At 48.7% G+C, this 18,265-nt stretch carries 21 protein-coding genes; 1 reads left to right on the top strand and 20 read right to left on the bottom strand.

Going from position 1 to position 18,265, the window contains the following annotated elements; genetic code table 11:
- Position 1 precedes the first annotated feature (1 nt).
- The 3 genes from LACSTY_RS05900 to LACSTY_RS05890 all read right to left on the bottom strand — a co-directional run bounded on the left by LACSTY_RS05900 (position 2) and on the right by LACSTY_RS05890 (position 3,472).
- Entirely contained in the window at positions 2 to 1,054 is a 1,053-nt protein-coding gene (locus tag LACSTY_RS05900) for a methionine ABC transporter ATP-binding protein (protein WP_049169593.1), read from the bottom strand.
- 18 nt (positions 1,055 to 1,072) lie between these two features.
- Positions 1,073 to 1,903, bottom strand: coding sequence for a MetQ/NlpA family ABC transporter substrate-binding protein (locus LACSTY_RS05895; RefSeq protein WP_087912003.1), 831 nt, complete (start codon positions 1,901 to 1,903; stop codon positions 1,073 to 1,075).
- Positions 1,904 to 2,650: 747 nt separating this feature from the next.
- On the bottom strand, positions 2,651 to 3,472 hold the full coding sequence (locus LACSTY_RS05890; protein WP_087912002.1) for a MetQ/NlpA family ABC transporter substrate-binding protein: 822 nt from the start codon (positions 3,470 to 3,472) through the stop codon (positions 2,651 to 2,653).
- Between the two features lie 771 nt (positions 3,473 to 4,243).
- On the opposite strand from LACSTY_RS05890, the gene LACSTY_RS05885 reads away from it, so the two are divergent.
- Positions 4,244 to 5,368: an ArgE/DapE family deacylase gene (locus LACSTY_RS05885; RefSeq protein ID WP_087912001.1), complete on the top strand. Its 1,125-nt coding sequence runs from the start codon at positions 4,244 to 4,246 to the stop codon at positions 5,366 to 5,368.
- 109 nt (positions 5,369 to 5,477) lie between these two features.
- On the opposite strand, the gene LACSTY_RS05880 is transcribed toward LACSTY_RS05885, so the two are convergent.
- The 17 genes from LACSTY_RS05880 to glyA form a co-directional block, all read right to left on the bottom strand.
- Positions 5,478 to 5,777 (bottom strand): glycine cleavage system H family protein, encoded by a 300-nt coding sequence (locus LACSTY_RS05880; RefSeq protein WP_087912000.1) that lies wholly within the window; start codon positions 5,775 to 5,777, stop codon positions 5,478 to 5,480.
- Between the two features lie 10 nt (positions 5,778 to 5,787).
- Entirely contained in the window at positions 5,788 to 6,993 is a 1,206-nt protein-coding gene (locus tag LACSTY_RS05875) for an FtsW/RodA/SpoVE family cell cycle protein (RefSeq protein ID WP_049169598.1), read from the bottom strand.
- Positions 6,994 to 7,087: 94 nt separating this feature from the next.
- Positions 7,088 to 7,309, bottom strand: a complete 222-nt coding sequence (locus tag LACSTY_RS05870) for a DUF2969 domain-containing protein (RefSeq protein ID WP_025012630.1) — start codon at positions 7,307 to 7,309, stop codon at positions 7,088 to 7,090.
- Positions 7,302 to 7,607: a membrane protein insertion efficiency factor YidD gene (gene yidD / locus LACSTY_RS05865; protein WP_010488878.1), complete on the bottom strand. Its 306-nt coding sequence runs from the start codon at positions 7,605 to 7,607 to the stop codon at positions 7,302 to 7,304. The genes LACSTY_RS05870 and yidD overlap by 8 nt, the downstream gene beginning before the upstream one ends.
- 8 nt (positions 7,608 to 7,615) lie before the next feature.
- Positions 7,616 to 7,786: a DNA-directed RNA polymerase subunit beta gene (locus LACSTY_RS05860; protein WP_010488880.1), complete on the bottom strand. Its 171-nt coding sequence runs from the start codon at positions 7,784 to 7,786 to the stop codon at positions 7,616 to 7,618.
- A 10-nt stretch (positions 7,787 to 7,796) separates the two neighbouring features.
- Positions 7,797 to 8,786: a rod shape-determining protein gene (locus tag LACSTY_RS05855; protein ID WP_025012631.1), complete on the bottom strand. Its 990-nt coding sequence runs from the start codon at positions 8,784 to 8,786 to the stop codon at positions 7,797 to 7,799.
- Between the two features lie 64 nt (positions 8,787 to 8,850).
- The gene (locus LACSTY_RS05850) at positions 8,851 to 9,087 is read right to left on the bottom strand and encodes a DUF1146 family protein (RefSeq protein ID WP_010488885.1); all 237 of its coding nucleotides are present in this window, start codon (positions 9,085 to 9,087) and stop codon (positions 8,851 to 8,853) included.
- A 290-nt stretch (positions 9,088 to 9,377) separates the two neighbouring features.
- On the bottom strand, positions 9,378 to 9,809 hold the full coding sequence (locus LACSTY_RS05845) for a F0F1 ATP synthase subunit epsilon (RefSeq protein ID WP_087911999.1): 432 nt from the start codon (positions 9,807 to 9,809) through the stop codon (positions 9,378 to 9,380).
- Positions 9,810 to 9,823: 14 nt separating this feature from the next.
- Entirely contained in the window at positions 9,824 to 11,290 is a 1,467-nt protein-coding gene (atpD, locus tag LACSTY_RS05840) for a F0F1 ATP synthase subunit beta (RefSeq protein WP_087911998.1), read from the bottom strand.
- Positions 11,291 to 11,465: 175 nt separating this feature from the next.
- Positions 11,466 to 12,389 (bottom strand): F0F1 ATP synthase subunit gamma, encoded by a 924-nt coding sequence (locus tag LACSTY_RS05835; protein ID WP_047105963.1) that lies wholly within the window; start codon positions 12,387 to 12,389, stop codon positions 11,466 to 11,468.
- Between the two features lie 11 nt (positions 12,390 to 12,400).
- The gene (atpA, locus tag LACSTY_RS05830; RefSeq protein WP_025012634.1) at positions 12,401 to 13,930 is read right to left on the bottom strand and encodes a F0F1 ATP synthase subunit alpha; all 1,530 of its coding nucleotides are present in this window, start codon (positions 13,928 to 13,930) and stop codon (positions 12,401 to 12,403) included.
- A 23-nt stretch (positions 13,931 to 13,953) separates the two neighbouring features.
- Positions 13,954 to 14,499: an ATP synthase F1 subunit delta gene (atpH, locus tag LACSTY_RS05825; protein WP_087911997.1), complete on the bottom strand. Its 546-nt coding sequence runs from the start codon at positions 14,497 to 14,499 to the stop codon at positions 13,954 to 13,956.
- Positions 14,486 to 14,974: a F0F1 ATP synthase subunit B gene (atpF, locus tag LACSTY_RS05820; protein WP_010488895.1), complete on the bottom strand. Its 489-nt coding sequence runs from the start codon at positions 14,972 to 14,974 to the stop codon at positions 14,486 to 14,488. Before atpF ends, atpH begins: the two co-directional genes overlap by 14 nt.
- Before the next feature lie 34 nt (positions 14,975 to 15,008).
- The gene (atpE, locus tag LACSTY_RS05815) at positions 15,009 to 15,221 is read right to left on the bottom strand and encodes a F0F1 ATP synthase subunit C (RefSeq protein ID WP_010488897.1); all 213 of its coding nucleotides are present in this window, start codon (positions 15,219 to 15,221) and stop codon (positions 15,009 to 15,011) included.
- Positions 15,222 to 15,243: 22 nt separating this feature from the next.
- Entirely contained in the window at positions 15,244 to 15,954 is a 711-nt protein-coding gene (atpB, locus tag LACSTY_RS05810) for a F0F1 ATP synthase subunit A (protein WP_010488899.1), read from the bottom strand.
- 299 nt (positions 15,955 to 16,253) lie between these two features.
- A complete protein-coding gene (gene upp, locus LACSTY_RS05805; protein WP_010488901.1) occupies positions 16,254 to 16,883 on the bottom strand; it encodes a uracil phosphoribosyltransferase in 630 nt (209 codons plus the stop codon).
- A gap of 40 nt (positions 16,884 to 16,923) precedes the next feature.
- A complete protein-coding gene (gene glyA, locus LACSTY_RS05800) occupies positions 16,924 to 18,156 on the bottom strand; it encodes a serine hydroxymethyltransferase (RefSeq protein ID WP_087911996.1) in 1,233 nt (410 codons plus the stop codon).
- Positions 18,157 to 18,265: the final 109 nt, after the last annotated feature.

Genomic DNA, 18,265 nt, shown 5'->3' with positions numbered 1-18,265 from the left:
CCTAGGCCTCCTTCTTTAAAATGTCTTCAATTTTGACATCTTGCTGCTTAAGATACTGAATGCCGGCGTCCACTTGTGCTTGATCCCCTGACAAAACCACAATTAGATTACCAAATGGCGTATCCTGTAAAATCTGAATATCGCCAAACAAAATGTTCGCAGTCACGTGGTAACTTTCAAACAACTTGGCCACCAATGGTTGATCGGCCGAAGCCCCGACGTAAGTTAACCGCAACAAGCGATCATTCGGCCCAAGGTTCTTAACGGCAGGCTGCTGCAAGACTGATTCAATCGCCTGATCAAGCTGCAACGTCGTATCGATGAAATCCTTGGTCAACTGCTGCTTCGGATCGGAAAAGACCTGCAGCAAATCGCCGCGTTCAATGATGGCACCTGCATCCATGACGGCAACACGATTACAAATCTGTTTAACCGCCTCCATTTGGTGGGTAATCAGAACAATCGTTAATCCCAACCGTTCATTCAGCGATTTCAAAAGATCCAGAATTGAACTCGTGGTTTTCGGATCCAACGCACTGGTCGCTTCATCGGAGATCAAGATTTCCGGATCAGACGCCAAGGCCCGTGCAATCCCGACCCGTTGCTTTTGCCCGCCGGATAGTTGCGCCGGATAGGAATTTGCCCGATCTGTCAGCCCAACCAAATCCAGCAGCTCAGCAACTTTCTTCTTTATCTCCTGCTTTGATTTAATGCCTTTTAACGGAAACGCGACATTATCGGCAATCGTGCGGCTGTTCATCAAATTAAAATGCTGAAAAATCATGCCGATCCGCTTACGTTCCTTACGTAGCTGTGCCGCTGACAAAGCTAGCATATCCTGGCCTAAAACATTGACGCTGCCGCTGGTTGGCCGCTGCAACAGATTGATGGTCCGGACCAATGTCGACTTGCCGGCTCCTGAATAGCCGACAATCCCATAAATATCCCCGCGATTGACCGTTAAATTGACGTGATCAACGGCATGTACCGAGCGGGTCTTCCCGTGGAATTCAACGTCCACGTCTTTTAACGTCACAACTGCTTGATCTGACATAATTGTCCCCGTTTCTAATTAAAACTTGTAGTTCCAGGCTGGCAATGTTGAGCCTTTGTAAACCTTCTTCAGCAGCTCAGCCGTCCGCTTCGTCTGGTAAGCTTTGACAATCTTCTTGTAAGTGGCGTTGTTCTTGTCTTTCGCCGACTTGGCAGCTATGAAGTTAACCCATGGCTTAGACTGCTTGGTAATCTTTTCAACCGCAATCGCATTGGCCGGCTTCAGATTGGCTGCTGCCGCAATATCATTATTGACAACGGCCACTGCCACATCATCCAGTGAGCGTGCGGTCTGGGCTGCATCCAGTTCGGTAAACTTCAAGTTAAGCTTATTTTCCGTAATATCGCGAATGGTTGGCGATGCCACACCCTTTTTCAGTGTCAACAAGCCGTTTTGCGCGAGTAACTGCAGCGCCCGGCCTTCGTTGGAAGGATCGTTAGGCAAGGAAATCTTATCGCCTGCTTTCACTTCTTTGAGCGACTTGATCTTGTTGGAATAAGCGCGCATCGGCCCGATATAAGTTGCACCGATATCGACGATCTTAGTGTTGTGTTTCTTATTCCAGTTGTCTAAGAAATTATGGTGCTGAAAAGCATTCAATTGAATGTCGCCGTCTTCCAGTGCCTGATTCGGTTGGTTATAATCCGTAAACTGCACCAGTTTGATGGTCACACCCTGCTTCTTTAACCGTGACTGGATGTCCGTCCAGATCTCCTTGTCCGTACTCATGATGCCGACTTTAACCGTGGTACTTTTGCTAGTGCTTGATGACGACTTACCACAGGCTGCTAAAACAAATAATGGCAAAACCAAAGCAAGTGTGATAATGGCTCTTTTCCAAGACTTCATAAACTTTTCCTCCTCGTTCGGGTTCACGAACAATATGCGCAAGCTTTTTGGAAAAATAAAAAAGCTCGCTCCTAAACACAATGTTTTAGAAGCGAGCCAGCTCGCGGTACCATTCTAATTCGACGCCAAAGCGCCCTCAGTAACAGGCAATCACCTGTGTGCGGAATAATGACCGCCAGCCATCATCGCCTAACCACTGCTCAGCGATACCGATCAATGAGCCATCTTCGATTCAATCAACTACCCTGCTCTCAGCTAATCAGGTTTTCTGTACAGTCTCATCAAATCTACTCACTCATATCATTCGTTTCCCGAAATGAATTAAGATGAGTTTAGACGAAAGAAGAGGGACTTGTCAAGCAAAAGGTTAGAGAGAGCGTGAGCGTGGCCGTTTAGAAACCGGAGCATAAGTGGCCTTGGGCGTGATAGCCTGTCTTTGGCCATTGCGACCAAGGTCCTTATGTGCAGGTTTCTGGCCACGCGAACGCGTTTAGGCAGAGCGTGAACTGGCGCGTTTAGAAGTCGGAGTGTAAGTGGCCTCAGGCGTGATGGCCCGATCTTGGCCATTGCGCCTGAGGTCCTTACACGAAGGTTTCTGGGCCTGCGAACGCGTTTTGGCGTCGCTTTGTCCTCATAAACTTATCATGCCATTCTCCAAACAAACAAGCCACTAGCCACCTGAAAATTCCTCAAATCGGCACTCGGAATGCCAACCCAACAGTTTTCCTAAACACATTACCCACGATCTTAAAACTTCTGTGTCCAGGCCGGCACTTCACTCCCATGATACAGTTTTTCAATCAGATTAGCCGTATCCTTCGTCCGGAATGCCTTCACAATTTTCTGGTAAGTCTTATTATTTTTGTCCTTCTTATTCGCCACAAACACGTTAATCCAAGGTTGACTCTGTTTGTTGACCTTCTCCGTGTAAATAGCCTTCTTAGGATTCAACTTGGCATCCTGAGCCACGCCTGAGTTAATCACGGACGCTGCAACATCTGGTAAGGAACTGGCCGTTTGCGCGGCATCGACCGCCTTGAGCTTCAAATTCAGCTTGTTGGCGGTCACATCACGGGTCGTTGGCAAAGCCACCTTCGTATTGAGCTTGATCAAGCCTGCCGCTTGCAGCAACTGTAACGCGCGGCCTTCGTTAGTCGGGTCATTTGGCAACGCAATCGTGTCGCCTTGCTTGATCTGACTAATTTTCGTGATCTTCTTAGAATAAATCGCTAACGGCGCAATAATCGTCTGACCGATGCTGACAAGATCACCATGATGCGTCTTGTTCCAGTTGTTCAGAAAATACTGATGCTGGAATAAGTTCAAATCAATATCATGATCCTTCAACGCTGTATTAGGTTGGTTGTAATCAGAGAACTGGACAATTTTAATGTTGATACCCTGTTTCTTGACCTTCTTGGCAACTGATTGCAAAACCCGATTATCCGCACCAACGACCCCAATCTTGACCGTTGTCTGCTTCTGACTGCTACTACTGCTGTTGCCACAGCCAACCAAAATCAGTCCTAACACTGCAATGGTGGCAAAAATCTTCCAAAAACGCTTCATCTTGAATCCTCCTCGTATATTCGGTGCTCAGCTCTATTGGCTTGATTGAATGATAAACGGACTATGAATGTAGTGGCTTGCGTTCACCGGGTTGCCTATCTATAACGTCTATAATGCGCTTCCCAGCGCAGAAGCCTGCATGTAAGGACCTTGGGCGCAGTGGTTTTCATACCTTAGTACTCGTACTGTTGAGGGCTTGGTGAGGGTTTAGCTTTCGCTTTCTATAACGCGCTCGCAGTCGCAGAAATCTACGTGTAAGGACCTTGAAGCCCAAATGGCCAAAGCCCAGCCATTTGGGCTTCAAGGCCACTTACACTTCGATTTCTAAATGCTCCTGCTCGCGCTCAAAAAAAGAAGCCCACCTCTAACCAAAGACAGTTAGAAGTGAGCTTCACCCACGGTACCATTCTAATTGGCCGTGCTGTGCGCGACCCACTCACCGGACGGATTCATCCGGGAGCGCGTTAATGGGCGCTGGCCATCACAGCCTTACACAAAATGTTCGGTGTGCCGTGTGCACTAAGCCATATTCGCGCGCGCTTGCAACCCCGCTCTCATCAATTCGGGTTTTCTGTACTGTCTTGCGACCGCTACTCACTTAGTCCGTTTATCATCAATTTCAAGTTTGTATTCATGAGTTTAGCACAAATTTTTTAGTAGTCAAACATTGAATTTTAATTCAAAAAGAGTGTAAGCTTGCTTCAACATTGGCCGTCGGTGAAAAGTTCAATTAAGCGGTCATGAAACATCGCACTGAAAGGATGAGCAAATATGACAGATCCTGTTGCACTGTTGCAAAAATTAATGCGCATTGACTCAGCAAACGGTCACGAGCTGGCCGTGGCAAAAGTTTTGCAGGCTGAGTTTGAGGCCGCCGGTATTCCTACCAAACTGATTCCGTACAAAGATGATCGGGTTAATTTAGTGGCAGAACTTAATCAAGGTGGTCGCGTGCTTGGCTTCACTGGTCACCAAGATGTTGTCAGTCCTGGCGACGAGTCTGCGTGGACGTACCCGCCTTTTTCCGGAAAAATTGTCAACAATGTCATGTATGGTCGCGGGACTGATGACATGAAAAGCGGTCTGGCGGCGATGACACTCGCGCTGATTGCCTTGAAGCAAGCCGGTTTTAAACATCACATTCGGTTCATGGCAACGGTTGGTGAAGAATTTGGCGCGATGGGCGCTCGACAACTCACTGAACAAGGCTATGCCGATGATTTGGCAGGCTTGATTGTTGGCGAACCAACTGACAAATTGCTGCAGTATGCGCATGGCGGGACCGTCAACTACGAAATCGACAGTGAAGGCGTTTCGGTTCATAGTTCGCGACCGGAAAAAGGCGTCAACGCCATCGATGGATTAGTGGCCTTTGCCGAACGAGAGCCAACTGCCTTTGATCAAGCACCGGACGATCCGGACTTAGGCGTCTTTCGGCATTCAATCACGGTGATCAACGGTGGCGATCAAGTCAACACGATTCCCGCCCATGCCTATCTACGTGGCAACTTGCGGCCAACTCCTGCTGCCAATATTGACTTAGTTGTTGACCTGCTGAAGCAATTAGTCGATCAGGCTAATCAAGCTACGTCTGCCAAATTAACGCTCAAAGTTTTACACAGATTCCTGCCAGTGCACTCCGACAAAAATGGTCACCTTGTCACCACTGCTAATCAGGCAATTGCAGCTGTCACCGGTACGCCAGCCAAACTTGCGGTAGCTTACGGCGGCACCGATGCGTCTGAATTCATTCGGTCTGACAACCACTTTGACGTCATCGTTTATGGCCCGGGCGACAATCATTTCAGCCACCAAGTCGATGAACACGTCGACTTAGACAGCTACACGACTGCCATCAAAACCTATCAGGAGATGGCAAAGCGGTTCTTCAACTAATACTTGCACCATCAGAAATTTAAAAAGCAGCTAGGCATCATGTCGATGTCAGCTGCTTTTTAAATTGTACACACCACGCACCTGTCAAGCTGCTGAAAGGTAGTCAGGGTTATTTGGTTGAAACAGTCACAACCCAATTGTGATTATGATCGGTTTCGTCTAACAAGGCAGGTTTGTCACTAAGTTCTTGGTGAACATCTACCACAGTCCCGGCCAGCGGTGCCTCAAGATCGAGGACAGCCTTTTCCGCTTCAACACTCAAAAACGGTTTACCAACCGTTAAACTCGTACCAACTTGCGGTAAATCAACAAATTTAATTTTACCTAACGTTTCCTGTGCATCCTGGGTTAACCCCAAACAAACCTGACCCGCCGCCAGTTCGTCTTGCCAAAAATAAGTCGTTGCCATTTTCTCGCTCCTATTCAAAATCTTCTGTGTCGCGGCTGAACATGTAGCTTGTATGGTGATAGCGCATCGAGAGGACCATGCCGACCGATAGCATATTTGCAAGCAGGAATGAACCCCCTTGTGAAATGAACGGTAGCGGAATCCCTGTCAGTGGCAACAAGCCGATGTTCATGCCAATATTTTCAAACACGTGGAATAAGATCATCATGATGACACCGGTCGAGATGTAAGCATAAAACTCGTTCTTGGTATCAAACGTGACCCGAATCATCTGATAGATCAACATAAAGTATAACAGAATCAGCACCGCTGCGCCGACAAACCCGAATGCTTCGCCAATCACGGAAAAAATCATATCCGATTCCCGCACTGGCACCGCGACGGCCATGTGGAACGGGCCTTTTCCGGTTAACTGTCCTGAACCGATCGCCTTCATCGATTGCCATAATTGGTAACTATCGCCACTGGTGCTACCAGATGGATTTAACCATGAATCGATTCGGGCAAATTGATACGTTTTGAAGCCGATTGAGCCGAGAAACGACCGGCCCCACGACTGCGTAACCAGCAAAATGGCCAGTGTTCCAAGTGCAGCTGCGCCTAAGGCAATCGGTAATAGAATCCGCCAATTAATGCCCGCCACCAAGGTGACCCCGGCAAAAATGGCCAGAAAGACCAGCGTTGTCCCGAAGTCATTTTGCAACTTCATCAAGACGGCAATCGGAAGGGTCCACAACACCATGCGGCCAATTAATTTCCAATCGTTTTGGATCGTGTGTGAATAAGCTGCATTGTGCTGGGTGACGACTCGGCTTAGCATCAAGATATATGCCGGTTTCATGATTTCCGAAGGTTGGAAACTGATTGGTCCAAGTGCAAACCAGCTTTTGGCACCGGTATTAAGCTCAGTCGCCCGATCATAAAAAATCAAAACGGCGATCATCAGAAAGATCCCGATACCATACAAATAAGGCGCGATTCGCCACAGCTGTTCTGCATCAAACCGCATGACGAAGAAGATCCCGATGCCACCAATCGCGTACCAGGCTGCCTGCATAATCGTGGCCCTGACCGGATTCTGCGAAGTCGAACCATCATGAGACGCCGCCAGATAAATTGACACTAAACCAATCAGCGCCAGCAGCATGACTGACAAAATGATGCCGTAGTCGATGCGATCGCCTTCAGAATTTGATTTAATTTCGTGCGATTCCACGGCAAACCTCCTGTGAAGCTCCTGGTTTATACACTATTTTAAAAAACACTCGCTGGGCCAGGAGCTCGCCCAGTTTGCGTTCTGCCAAATCGCGTCAACCCTGATGCAAATGATATTCCGCAATCAACGCGTTGACAGCATCATCCATACTTTTAAAGCGATTTGGCTTGTCTGAACCGGCAACGTAAGCAGCAAACCGGGTGCCATCCGGTTCAATAAACCCAATTTCCTGATCACCGATTTTTAACACCGAAACCGTATGGCCATTACGGGTTTCATCCGTTTGGGTGACCTTGATGTTTCTTTCTTTAGCCATGATGGCCTCCTAGCTTATGATTAAGATTTTGAATGTCGCTGAGATCCAAGTCATTTTCAGGATGCGGATTCCGCCGCAACGTGAAATAAGCCGGGACCGGATCAAGTCCACCTTTAACAAAGGGGTTGCACCGCAAGATCCGGGCAATCCCCATGAGCGTCCCTTTAATGGCGCCATGTCGCTGCAACGCCTGAATCATGTACGTCGAACAGGTCGGATAATACCGGCAGCTCGGCGGCAATAACGGGGAAATAAACCGCTGGTAGCCCCGCACCAGCCAGGTCAGGATTTGCTTCATGTCCACTCCTAACGCAGGAAATTAAAGAAATGGATCCACGTCGACGGCAAAAAAACCTTAAACGGATTGCTGCCGCCCATACCAAAACCGATCAGCAATCCTAAAATCAACGCAATCGCCGCAATGATCAACCAAATTTTAATGTGATGAAAAATGCGTTTCGGATACTCCGGGTCCATAAGTTAACTCCTAGTACTGCCGATGATGTTCGATGTTGTCCAGTAAGACACCTGTGCCTAAAGCAACCGCGTCTAACGGATCATCAGCCAAGAGCACTGGCACCTTCAATTCCGCGGCGAATAACTGGGAGATGCCTTTCAATAACGCACCGCCGCCAGTCAACATAATGCCGCGATCGATAATATCGGCAGAAAGCTCTGGCGGGGTCTTTTCCAAGACACCTTTAGCGCCGTCGATGATCGCCATCATGGTTTCGTGCAAAGCGTCAGAAACTTCCTCGGAAGTCACCGAAACCTCACGCGGCAAGCCGGTTGCGATATCCCGACCACGAACTTCAATGGTTTCTTTAGGATCGGCGTCGTAAACCGCGCCGATTTTGATTTTAATCTGTTCAGCGGTATGCTCGCCGATAATCAGCTTGTGTTTGTTCTTCACATAAGCTGCAATCGAAGAGTCCATTTTGTCGCCAGCTAACCGCAGTGAACGACTGGTAACAATCTCCCCCAAAGAAAGTACCGCGATGTCACTGGTACCACCACCGATATCGATCACCATGTTCCCTTGCGGCTGGAAAATATCCAAACCGGCACCAACTGCTGCTACCTTGGGCTCGAACTCAAGGTAGACATGGCGACCACCGGACTTTTCGGCCGCCTGAATGATGGCCTTTTGCTCAATGTCCGTAATGTTCGTTGGGGCACAAATCAAAATATTGGGTTTGGAAAACACGCCTTTTACATTTAATTTGTTAATGAAATATTCAAGCATTGCTTCGGTAATGTCGAAATCAGCGATAACGCCATCTTTTAGTGGTCGAATTGACCGAATGTTACCCGGTGTGCGCCCAACCATTTTATAGGCTTCTGTCCCCACCGCTAATACTTTGCCGGTATGGGTATCAATGGCGACAACGGACGGCTCATTTAAGACGATGCCTTTGCCTTTAACATTGATCAGTACATTGGCTGTCCCTAAGTCGATCCCAATATCTTTTGCCATGGGTATATATCTCTCCTCGTAAATTGACTAACTATCGCATTATAACATAGTTAAGACGAGGTTTTTATAGGAAAAGTTTAGGTAAGTTTAAAGCTGCTTGAACGAGCGATAAAAAGAAGGAGCTAACCAAATAACCTAACCCGACGGCCATGAAAAGCAACAATACTTGCGCTTCACGGACATGGTTGGCCTTAATGAACCGCTCAAAACGCAGCGCATTCAATGCCCGGAATGCCAACATGATGAAAACAAAATGGGACACGAGCGTTATGGCGGCATTTAGGCCGATTTCCTGAAACATGCGATCACCTCATACGCTATCTTCCCGCACTTTCGGCATTCATGCAAGAGCGTGAGCAGGAGCGCTTGACCTAGCAGAGTTATGTCCGCCTAACTGAAACTGACGCTTTTTCATAACGCGCTCCCCGGCGCAGAAGTCTGCGTGTAAGGACCTTGGTCGCAATGGCCAAGCCCAGGCCATTGCGCCCAAGGACACTTACACTCCGACTTCTAACCGCGCCGGCTCGCGCTCACAAACAAAAAGGCACTAAAGGCAAAATCGCCTCCAGTACCTTTTTGTTCTTCATGAGTCTAATGACTGGTTTTAACGTTGATCCGGTTGATGGCGCGTCGCAATGCGACTTGCGCCCGTCGCAGATCATCTTGGTTGTTTTCAGTCTTGGCCTGCTCGATCCGCTTCTTGGCCCGATCGCGTGCTGCTTGAGCACGGCTCAGGTCAATATCGCGTTCGCGTTCGGCTGAGTCAGCGACGATTGAGGCGACGTTATCCGAAACCTCCATGAAACCGCCGTTGACCGCAATTGAATCGTTATGATCGCTTGAGTCAACACGTTGTACGTCAACCTCCCCGATCGCTAACGGGGTGACGATTGGCTCATGGTTGGCCATGATCCCTAATTCGCCAGCAACAGAATGAACCACCAACATCTTGGCATGATGGTCATAAACCAAACCATCAGGCGTCACGATATTGACGCGAAGAACATTGCTCGTTTCTGCCAAAACACGTCGCCTCCTTAGTTAGCTGCAGCTTGTGCAGCTGGCTTTTCGTCAGCATCCGTGTCCTGTTCATCAGGAGCAAAGCCCATCTTCTTAGCCTTTTCGACAACTTCTTCAATGCGGCCGACTGAACGGAAGGCATCTTCCGGATAGTCATCGTATTTGCCGTCCAGAATTGCCTTGAAGCCTTTAACGGTTTCTTCAACCGGTACATATGAACCTGGTTGGCCGGTGAAACGTTCCGCAACGTTGAAGTTTTGTGACAGGAAGAATTGAATGCGACGGGCACGGGCAACGATCACCTTTTCCTCGTCGGACAATTCGTCCATCCCTAAAATAGAGATGATATCCTGTAACTCGCGATAACGCTGCAAGACGCGCTGCACTTCAGTGGCCACATTATAGTGTTCCTCGCCGACAATTTCCGGTGTCAACGCACTGGAAGAAGATTCCAGCGGATCAACAGCCGGATAAATCCCTTGCTCAGTTAAACGCCGTTCCAAGTTGGTTGTGGCATCCAAATGGGCGAAAGTTGTCGCCGGCGCCGGATCGGTATAGTCATCGGCAGGCACATAAATAGCCTGAATGGAAGTAACCGATCCTTTTTTCGTCGAGGTAATCCGTTCCTGTAGCTGACCCATTTCAGTTGCCAGTGTCGGCTGATAACCAACGGCTGACGGAATTCGGCCCAGCAAGGCAGAAACTTCGGAACCAGCCTGGGTAAACCGGAAAATGTTATCGATAAACAGCAGGACGTCCTGACCTTCGACATCACGGAAGTATTCCGCGATTGTCAAACCAGTCAAGGCAACCCGCATCCGGGCACCAGGCGGCTCGTTCATCTGACCAAAGACCATGGCTGTATTCTCCAGAACGCCGCTTTCCTTCATTTCAAAGTAAAGGTCGTTCCCTTCACGGGTTCGTTCGCCGACCCCGGTGAAGACGGAGATGCCGCCGTGTTCTTCGGCGATATTATGAATCAGTTCCTGAATCAAAACGGTTTTACCGACACCGGCACCACCGAAGAGTCCAACCTTCCCGCCTCGCAGGTAAGGTTCGAGCAAATCGATGACTTTAATGCCCGTTTCCAGAATTTCAGAACTGGTATTCAAATCTTCGAATTTTGGTGCATCACGGTGGATGCTGTCACGCCGATGATCCGGTCCAAAAGCTTCGCCGCCATCGATGGGGTCACCCAATACATTGAACACCCGACCCAGTGTGTCTTTACCGACAGGCACTGAAATCGGACCGCCAGTATCTTGAACTGCCATGCCGCGCTGCAAGCCATCGGTCGAATCCATCGCGATGGTCCGCATGACGCCATCACCCAATTCCAAGGCAACTTCCAGCACCAGCTGGGAGCCATCCTTACGGGTAATTGTCAAGGCGTTGTTGATTTCTGGCAAATTATCATTGATTGGGAACGCTACGTCGACAACAGGACCGATCACTTGCGCAATTTTACCAGTTGCATTTGGCATATTCGTCCTCCTTGAGCGTGAGCCAGCCCGGTTAGAAACCGGAGTGTAAGCGGCCTTGAGCGTGATGGCCCGAACTTGGCCATTGCGACCAAGGTCCTTACACGCAGGTTTCTGGGCTGGCGAACGCGTTATGGTGAGCACAAACCGACCCATTCACAAGCCGGCTCATACCTGTTTATTCTAGTGCTGCCGCACCACCGACAATTTCAGTAATTTCGGTCGTGATCGCAGCCTGCCGTGCCCGGTTGAACTGGGTCGACAGATGCGAGATCAAATCGTTGGCATTATCGGTTGCGCTGCGCATGGCGGTTGTCGATGCGGCGTGCTCAGCCGTTTTCGCATCCATAATCGCACCAAAGATCAGACTTTCCGCATACTGCGGCAAGACTGCATCCAAGACAGCGTCAAGATCAGGTTCAACCAAGTACTCAACGTTGGTGTCTTCAACTTCGCTGACGTCCAAGTCACTGATCGGCAGCATTTTCTCCGCCCGAAAAGCAGAAGTTAACGTATTAACATGGTGGTTATAGCAAACGTAAAGTTCGTCAAACACACCATTATCATACATTGTCACGGCTGTTTTCACGATTTCACGAACTTCGTTAAAAGTCGGGATATCGGAGACACCACGGTATTCATAAGCTAGATTCAAACCACGGGCCTTGAAAAAGTCCGCACCGACGCCACCAATGGCCATCATGACATAATCATCCGGGCCTTCGTGATCGTCTTTGATCATCTGCATCATCGCTTTTAAAACCGTACTGTTATAACTGCCAACCAATCCGCGATCACTGGTGATCACGAGGTAACCTGTCTTTTTGACCGGACGCTTCTCGAGCAAACTGGCAACGGAAACAAGCTGATTCTTATTCGCCTCAGCATCATTATTCGCAGCATTAGCTAACTCAAGAAGTTGTCCCGCAGCTAAATGAGTCACAATCTGACGGACCTTGTCAGCATAAAGTTGATATTTTCGGGCCCGCTTTTCGATCTGACTCAATTTGGCACCGGAAACCATCTGCATGGCTTGCGTGATCTGACCGGTTTTCTTGGTCGAAGCGATCTTGCGCTTGATATCCATTAATGATTCAGCCATGCGGCACCTCCTTAACCTTTAGCAGCAGCAAGTTGTTTGCTAGTCTGGAAGCCACCGGCAAAGGCTTTGATCTGTGCATCCAGCTTATCGGTGTCCGGTAAATTACCGGTATCCTTGATCTGCTTTAACAAATCAGCCGCATTGCTATCGAAGAAATCAAACAGTTCGTCTTGGAACCGGCCGATGTCTTCGATTGGAATCGGATCAAGAAAACCATGGGTCAAAGCATAGAGAATGATAACCTGCTTTTCGACCGGCAATGGCTTGTGTACTGGTTGTTTCAAAACTTCAACCGTGCGCCGACCACGATTCAGCTTGGCTTGGGTAGCAGCATCCAAGTCAGAACCAAACTGGGTGAAAGCTTCCAGTTCACGGAAGGATGCAAGATCCAGCCGCAGTGTCCCGGCAACTTTCTTCATGGCTTTAACCTGGGCATCCCCACCAACTCGGGAAACGGAAGCCCCGGCATCAATCGCCGGCCGTGTACCTGCATAGAACAGATCGCTCTGCAAGAAGATTTGCCCATCCGTGATGGAAATAACATTAGTCGGAATATAAGCCGAAATATCGCCAGCCTGGGTTTCAATAACCGGCAACGCCGTCATCGAACCGCCGCCGAGCTTATCGCTCAATTTAGCAGCACGTTCCAACAAGCGACTGTGGGTATAGAAAATATCCCCAGGGTAGGCTTCACGACCAGGCGGACGACGGAGCAGCAAGGACAGCTCACGATAAGAGGTTGCCTGCTTGCTTAGATCATCGTACACGATCAAAACATGTTTGCCATTGTACATGAACTCTTCACCCATAGCCGCACCGGCATAAGGAGCAATGTACAGCATTGGCGCCGGTTCAGAAGGGCCAGCCGTCAAAACGATGGTATAATCCATCGCACCATATTTCTTCAACGTTTCGACCTGGGCACGAACCGTACTGTCCTTTTGCCCGATCGCAACGTAAACACAGATCATATTCTGATCTTTTTGATTCAAAATCGTATCAATCGCAATGGATGTCTTCCCGGTTTTCCGGTCACCAATGATCAACTCACGCTGACCACGGCCAATCGGAACCAAGGCATCGATCGCTTTTAATCCGGTTTGTAAAGGTTCGGATACAGATTTGCGTTGCATAACGCCAGGTGCCTTAAACTCGATCGGACGGGTTTTATCCGTCTTGATCGCGCCTAAGCCATCGACTGGCTGTCCCAGGGAATTGACAACCCGGCCAATCATGGCGTCCCCGACAGGAACTTCCATAATCCGACCGGTTCGCTTAACCTGGTCACCTTCGCGAATCTCATCGAAGTCACCTAAGATAATGATCCCGACATCGTTCGTTTCAAGGTTTAACGCCATCCCGTATGAGCCATTGCTAAATTGGAGCAATTCGTTGGCCATGGCATTTTCCAGCCCAGTGGCACGGGCAATCCCGTCACCAATGTAAGTAACGGTGCCAACTTCTTCGGCCGCCAAATCATCTTGATATCCTTCAAGTTGTTTTTTGATCAGAGAACTGATTTCCTCAGTCTTGATGCTCATCCGGTTCACCTCTTTACTTATCTCTAATCTGCCAGCAGTGCTGCCTTCATCTTCTCGAAACGGTGTTTAACCGTTCCATCGATAACCGACCCGTGTGCTTGAATGCGCACGCCGCCGATGACGCTCGGATCAACGATTTGTTCCAATTGCGTCGACTTCATGCCAAAACGCGCAGCAATGGCACTGCGCAAGGCATCGGCTTGGTCTGCTGACAAAGCAACTGCAGTCGTAACAGTCGCTGTAATAATACCGGCTTCATCATCATAAGCGCGATTGAATGCCATGATGATATCCGGCAATGCACCGAATCGACCATATTGCTGGGTTAACTTCAATAAGTTGGCCACAAGTGGACTGGCATTCTTGGTCAAAGTCGCCATCAGGTTGGCTTTGTCATCTGCCGTAATTCGGGCATTATCAAAAATTGTCAGGATCGTCGGATTTTCTTTGAATACAGACGCTAGCGCCTGTAACTCTTCATGAACTGTCGCTACCTGATCCTGGTCATGGGCTGCTTCCAGTAATGCTTTTGCATAACGCGGTGCAACCATTTGATTAGTGACTGCCATTTGCATCACCTAACCGTTTGATGTAGTCGTCGATCAAATCTTTTTGATCAGCTGCATTAAGTTCCTTACCGATCAACTTCTGTGCGATCGTCAGACTTAAATCAGCCACATCGTTCTTGGCACTGGCCAAAGCATCTTTACGGGCTTGGTCAATGTCTGCTTGCGCATTTTTCTTCAACGTGGCGACTTCCGTATTGGCCGCGTCAACCAATGATTGTCGTTGCTTCTCGCCGTTTTCCTTGGCTTGATTGACAATCTTGACAGCATCAGCCTGGGAGTGTTGCAGTTCTTCCCGTCGCTTGGCTGCTAAAGTTTCCGCATCTTTGCGGGACTTTTCAGCATAGTCCAAGTCGCCGGAAATCTTTTGTTGGCGATCCGCCATCATTTTAGTAACTGGCTTCCATGCCACTTTCCCGACTGCAATCACCAAGATCAGAAATGTAACAAGTGTGAAGAGTGTGTCACCTAAACTCATCTTTTGCCACTCCCTTCTTTATTGATGAACTGAATTAACGGAGCATCAACATGAAGGCAACAACAACAGACAGGATCGGAACAGCTTCGATCAGGCCGACACCAATGAACATGGTACCACGCAAGGTTCCGGCCATTTCCGGCTGACGCGCCATACCTTCAAGTGTTTTGCTGATGACCATCCCATTACCGATTGAAGCACCGAAGGCAGCAATGCCGGCGGCTAGTGAGGCAGCTAAAAATTGCATAAGAAATTTCCTCCTAAATTAGTTACTCGGGTAGAACTTTGTGTGATGTATAAACCATACCAAGCGTGACGAAAACGTACGCCTGAATACTACCAATGAAGACTGAGAACCCTTGCCAAGCTATCTCGGCTACCGTTGCACTAACAAAGTTGAGTGCACCGCCGGAAAAGGCCCACTGCCGAATTAATAGAACCAAAACTTCGCCAGCGAAAATATTCCCATAAAGCCGCAAAGAAAGCGTGATAAAGTTCGTAAACTCTTCCAATAGGTTAATTGGCAAGAGAATCGGAACCGGTGACGCATATCCTTTGATATAACCTTTGAAACCTCTGAAGACAACGCCAAAATAATGCGAAAGCACTAGAACTGTCATCGCCATCGTCATGGTAATCACCGGGGATGCTGTTGGTGAGCGGAACCAAGTATCTTTACCAATATCTAACTCGATGAATAACCCGATTTGGTTACTAATAAAAATGAACAGGAAGAGCGTAAACGCAAATAAATTAAACGTGTAGCGCTCCGAACCGGGCATCGCACTTTTGACGATACCGTTTGTAAAGTCCATGGCCCATTCCAGTACGTTCTGCTTGCCACCTGGCCGCATTTTCAGGTTTCGTGACAGCCATAGCACCAGTAAGAATACCAGAACTGCCGAAACCAAAACACCAATGTCGTTGGTCAGGTTGAAAGTTAAGCCGAAAAGCTTGATCGAGGGATATTGTTCGTTCACAGAATTCACCTCCTTACTGAAGTGGCTTCATATCATGTGTACCATCGAAAAGATGGGGCAAGATTGCAGAGACTTCGATAATCGTTGGTTACTAGGGTAGACCCTTGAAACACAATCATTACTCTAACACCATTTCAGTGAAAAAACAAAGCACTAAAAAGAGAAACTTTGGCCGTCATAAAGGCTTTTTCACTGATTTTTTCACGGCGGCCACGGTTTTCACGGGTCTTAATGCACCCACAAAAAATCTTTTAACTAAAAATGAAAAAGGCATGTGCGTGACCACATGCCAATTCATGTCATTTTGTCCCAAAAAGTCTGTCGCCGGCATCGCCGAGACCAGGCACAATATAACCGTTTTCATTCAAATGATCATCCAGCGCGGCTGCGTAAATGTCCACGTCCGGATTAGCGGCCTGAACAGCTTTAACCCCTTCAGGAGCAGCAACCAGTACCACGAGGCGCATCGATGTCGCCCCGCGCTTTTTGAGTGCTTCAATCGCCATGTTGGCCGAGCCACCGGTTGCCAGCATCGGATCAACAATGATTAAATCCCGCTGGTCGATATCCGGCGGCATCTTAACAAAGTATTCATGCGGCTTCAGTGTCTTTTCGTCACGGTACATGCCAATGTGACCGACTTTGGCCGCTGGAATAAGGCGCAAAACGCCATCCACCATGCCCAAACCGGCACGCAGAATCGGAATAACCGCAAGTTTCTTACCGGAAAGCTGCTTTTGAACCGTTTTACCCATCGGTGTTTCGATCTCAACACTTTCCAGTGGCAGATCCCGTGTGATTTCATACACCATTAATTCCGCGATTTCGTTAGCGATTTCGCGGAATTCCTTAGTGCCGGCATGCTTATTTCGAATCAAAGTAAGCTTATGCTGAATCAACGGGTGATTTAAAACTGTAAATTTACCCATGCGAGGCCTCCTGTGTGAGCCATTTGTTTGTAAACCCTATCTATGATAAGGGATGACGGGCCGTCAGCGCAAGGACTTCTTGACGAATTTGATCCAAAGCCGGTTGATCATCGCGATGCGCAATTGCCGCACTGATGAGTTCGGCAACCCGCTTGCTCTCTTCTGGCGTAAAGCCGCGGGTGGTGATGGCAGCTGTGCCGACGCGGATACCGCTGGTTTTGAACGGGCCGTTTTGCTCACCCGGGATCTGGTTTTTATTGGTGGTAATGTCCACTTCGTCCAATAAATCTTGAACTTGCCGCCCGTTGACGCCATAACCCGTCACATCAATTAGTACCATGTGATTATCCGATCCGCCGGAAATCAGCCGTAAATGCGGATCTTCCTCAAAGCCGGCGACCATGGCCTGCATATTATCGAGAATCTGTTGCGTGTATGTCTTGAATTCAGGCTTCAATGCTTCGCCCAGCGCAACAGCTTTAGCGGCAATCACATGATCCAGCGGTCCGCCTTGAATGCCTGGGAACAAAGCGGAATTAATGGCTTTACCATATTCAGCCTTGGCCAGAATCATCCCGCCACGCGGTCCCCGTAACGTCTTATGCGTCGTGGTCGTCACAACGTCTGAATACGGCACCGGATTCATATGCACCCCACCGGCAACCAGTCCGGCAATGTGCGCCATATCAACCATTAAAAAGGCACCGACATGATCGGCAATTTCGCGGAACTTTTTGAAATCAATCTCGCGGCTATAAGCCGAGGCACCGGCCACAATCAGCCGCGGCTTAATCTGTTCCGCCTGTTCCCGGATCTTGGCATAATCCAAGCGTTCGGTTTTGGCATCCAACCCATAATGATAAAAATGGTACTCCTGACCGCTAAAGCTGACCGGACTCCCATGGGTGAGATGCCCGCCGTCGGTCAGATCCATCGCCAAGACTTTATCGCCATCTTCCAAAAAAGCGCGGTAGGCTGCCATATTGGCCTGTGATCCGGAATGCGGCTGTACATTCGCAAACTCTGCCCCAAAAAGTTTTTTTGCCCGATCAATAGCCAGCTGTTCGGTCACGTCTATGTATTGATTACCACCATAATACCGATGGCCAGGATAGCCTTCGGAATACTTGTTGGTCAAAACCGACCCCTGAGCAGCGCGAACTGCCGGTGAAACAATGTTCTCCGAGGCAATGAGTTCGATATTATGCTCCTGACGCTCTTCTTCATGATGAATTGCGCCGAAGACTTCTGGGTCTTGTGCCATGAAATCCATGTCTACCACTCTCCTCTTGAATGCATTCATTCCTAGTACCCAACTTACGACCTGCCCCTTTTGCAATCGTGTTCGCCGTGAAAGCCTAATGTACAAGGCTTAATGTCAC

The sequence above is a fragment of the Lacticaseibacillus styriensis genome (genome assembly GCF_030770295.1).
In the GTDB taxonomy this organism is placed as follows: domain Bacteria; phylum Bacillota; class Bacilli; order Lactobacillales; family Lactobacillaceae; genus Lacticaseibacillus; species Lacticaseibacillus casei.
This window is presented reverse-complemented; position numbering and strand designations above follow the sequence as displayed.

Excerpts from the sequence above, each read along its gene's own strand:
- LACSTY_RS05900 (WP_049169593.1), bottom strand. The coding sequence starts at position 1,054 with ATGTCAGATCAAGCAGTTGTGACGTTAAAAGACGTGGACGTTGAATTC.
- LACSTY_RS05895 (WP_087912003.1), bottom strand. The coding sequence starts at position 1,903 with ATGAAGTCTTGGAAAAGAGCCATTATCACACTTGCTTTGGTTTTGCCA.
- LACSTY_RS05890 (WP_087912002.1), bottom strand. The coding sequence starts at position 3,472 with ATGAAGCGTTTTTGGAAGATTTTTGCCACCATTGCAGTGTTAGGACTG.
- LACSTY_RS05885 (WP_087912001.1), top strand. The coding sequence starts at position 4,244 with ATGACAGATCCTGTTGCACTGTTGCAAAAATTAATGCGCATTGACTCA.
- LACSTY_RS05880 (WP_087912000.1), bottom strand. The coding sequence starts at position 5,777 with ATGGCAACGACTTATTTTTGGCAAGACGAACTGGCGGCGGGTCAGGTT.
- LACSTY_RS05870 (WP_025012630.1), bottom strand. The coding sequence starts at position 7,309 with ATGGCTAAAGAAAGAAACATCAAGGTCACCCAAACGGATGAAACCCGT.
- yidD (WP_010488878.1), bottom strand. The coding sequence starts at position 7,607 with ATGAAGCAAATCCTGACCTGGCTGGTGCGGGGCTACCAGCGGTTTATT.
- LACSTY_RS05860 (WP_010488880.1), bottom strand. The coding sequence starts at position 7,786 with ATGGACCCGGAGTATCCGAAACGCATTTTTCATCACATTAAAATTTGG.
- LACSTY_RS05855 (WP_025012631.1), bottom strand. The coding sequence starts at position 8,786 with ATGGCAAAAGATATTGGGATCGACTTAGGGACAGCCAATGTACTGATC.
- LACSTY_RS05850 (WP_010488885.1), bottom strand. The coding sequence starts at position 9,087 with ATGTTTCAGGAAATCGGCCTAAATGCCGCCATAACGCTCGTGTCCCAT.
- atpD (WP_087911998.1), bottom strand. The coding sequence starts at position 11,290 with ATGCCAAATGCAACTGGTAAAATTGCGCAAGTGATCGGTCCTGTTGTC.
- LACSTY_RS05835 (WP_047105963.1), bottom strand. The coding sequence starts at position 12,389 with ATGGCTGAATCATTAATGGATATCAAGCGCAAGATCGCTTCGACCAAG.
- atpA (WP_025012634.1), bottom strand. The coding sequence starts at position 13,930 with ATGAGCATCAAGACTGAGGAAATCAGTTCTCTGATCAAAAAACAACTT.
- atpH (WP_087911997.1), bottom strand. The coding sequence starts at position 14,499 with ATGGCAGTCACTAATCAAATGGTTGCACCGCGTTATGCAAAAGCATTA.
- atpF (WP_010488895.1), bottom strand. The coding sequence starts at position 14,974 with ATGAGTTTAGGTGACACACTCTTCACACTTGTTACATTTCTGATCTTG.
- atpE (WP_010488897.1), bottom strand. The coding sequence starts at position 15,221 with ATGCAATTTTTAGCTGCCTCACTAGCCGCCGGCATTGCTGCCTTCGGT.
- upp (WP_010488901.1), bottom strand. The coding sequence starts at position 16,883 with ATGGGTAAATTTACAGTTTTAAATCACCCGTTGATTCAGCATAAGCTT.
- glyA (WP_087911996.1), bottom strand. The coding sequence starts at position 18,156 with ATGGATTTCATGGCACAAGACCCAGAAGTCTTCGGCGCAATTCATCAT.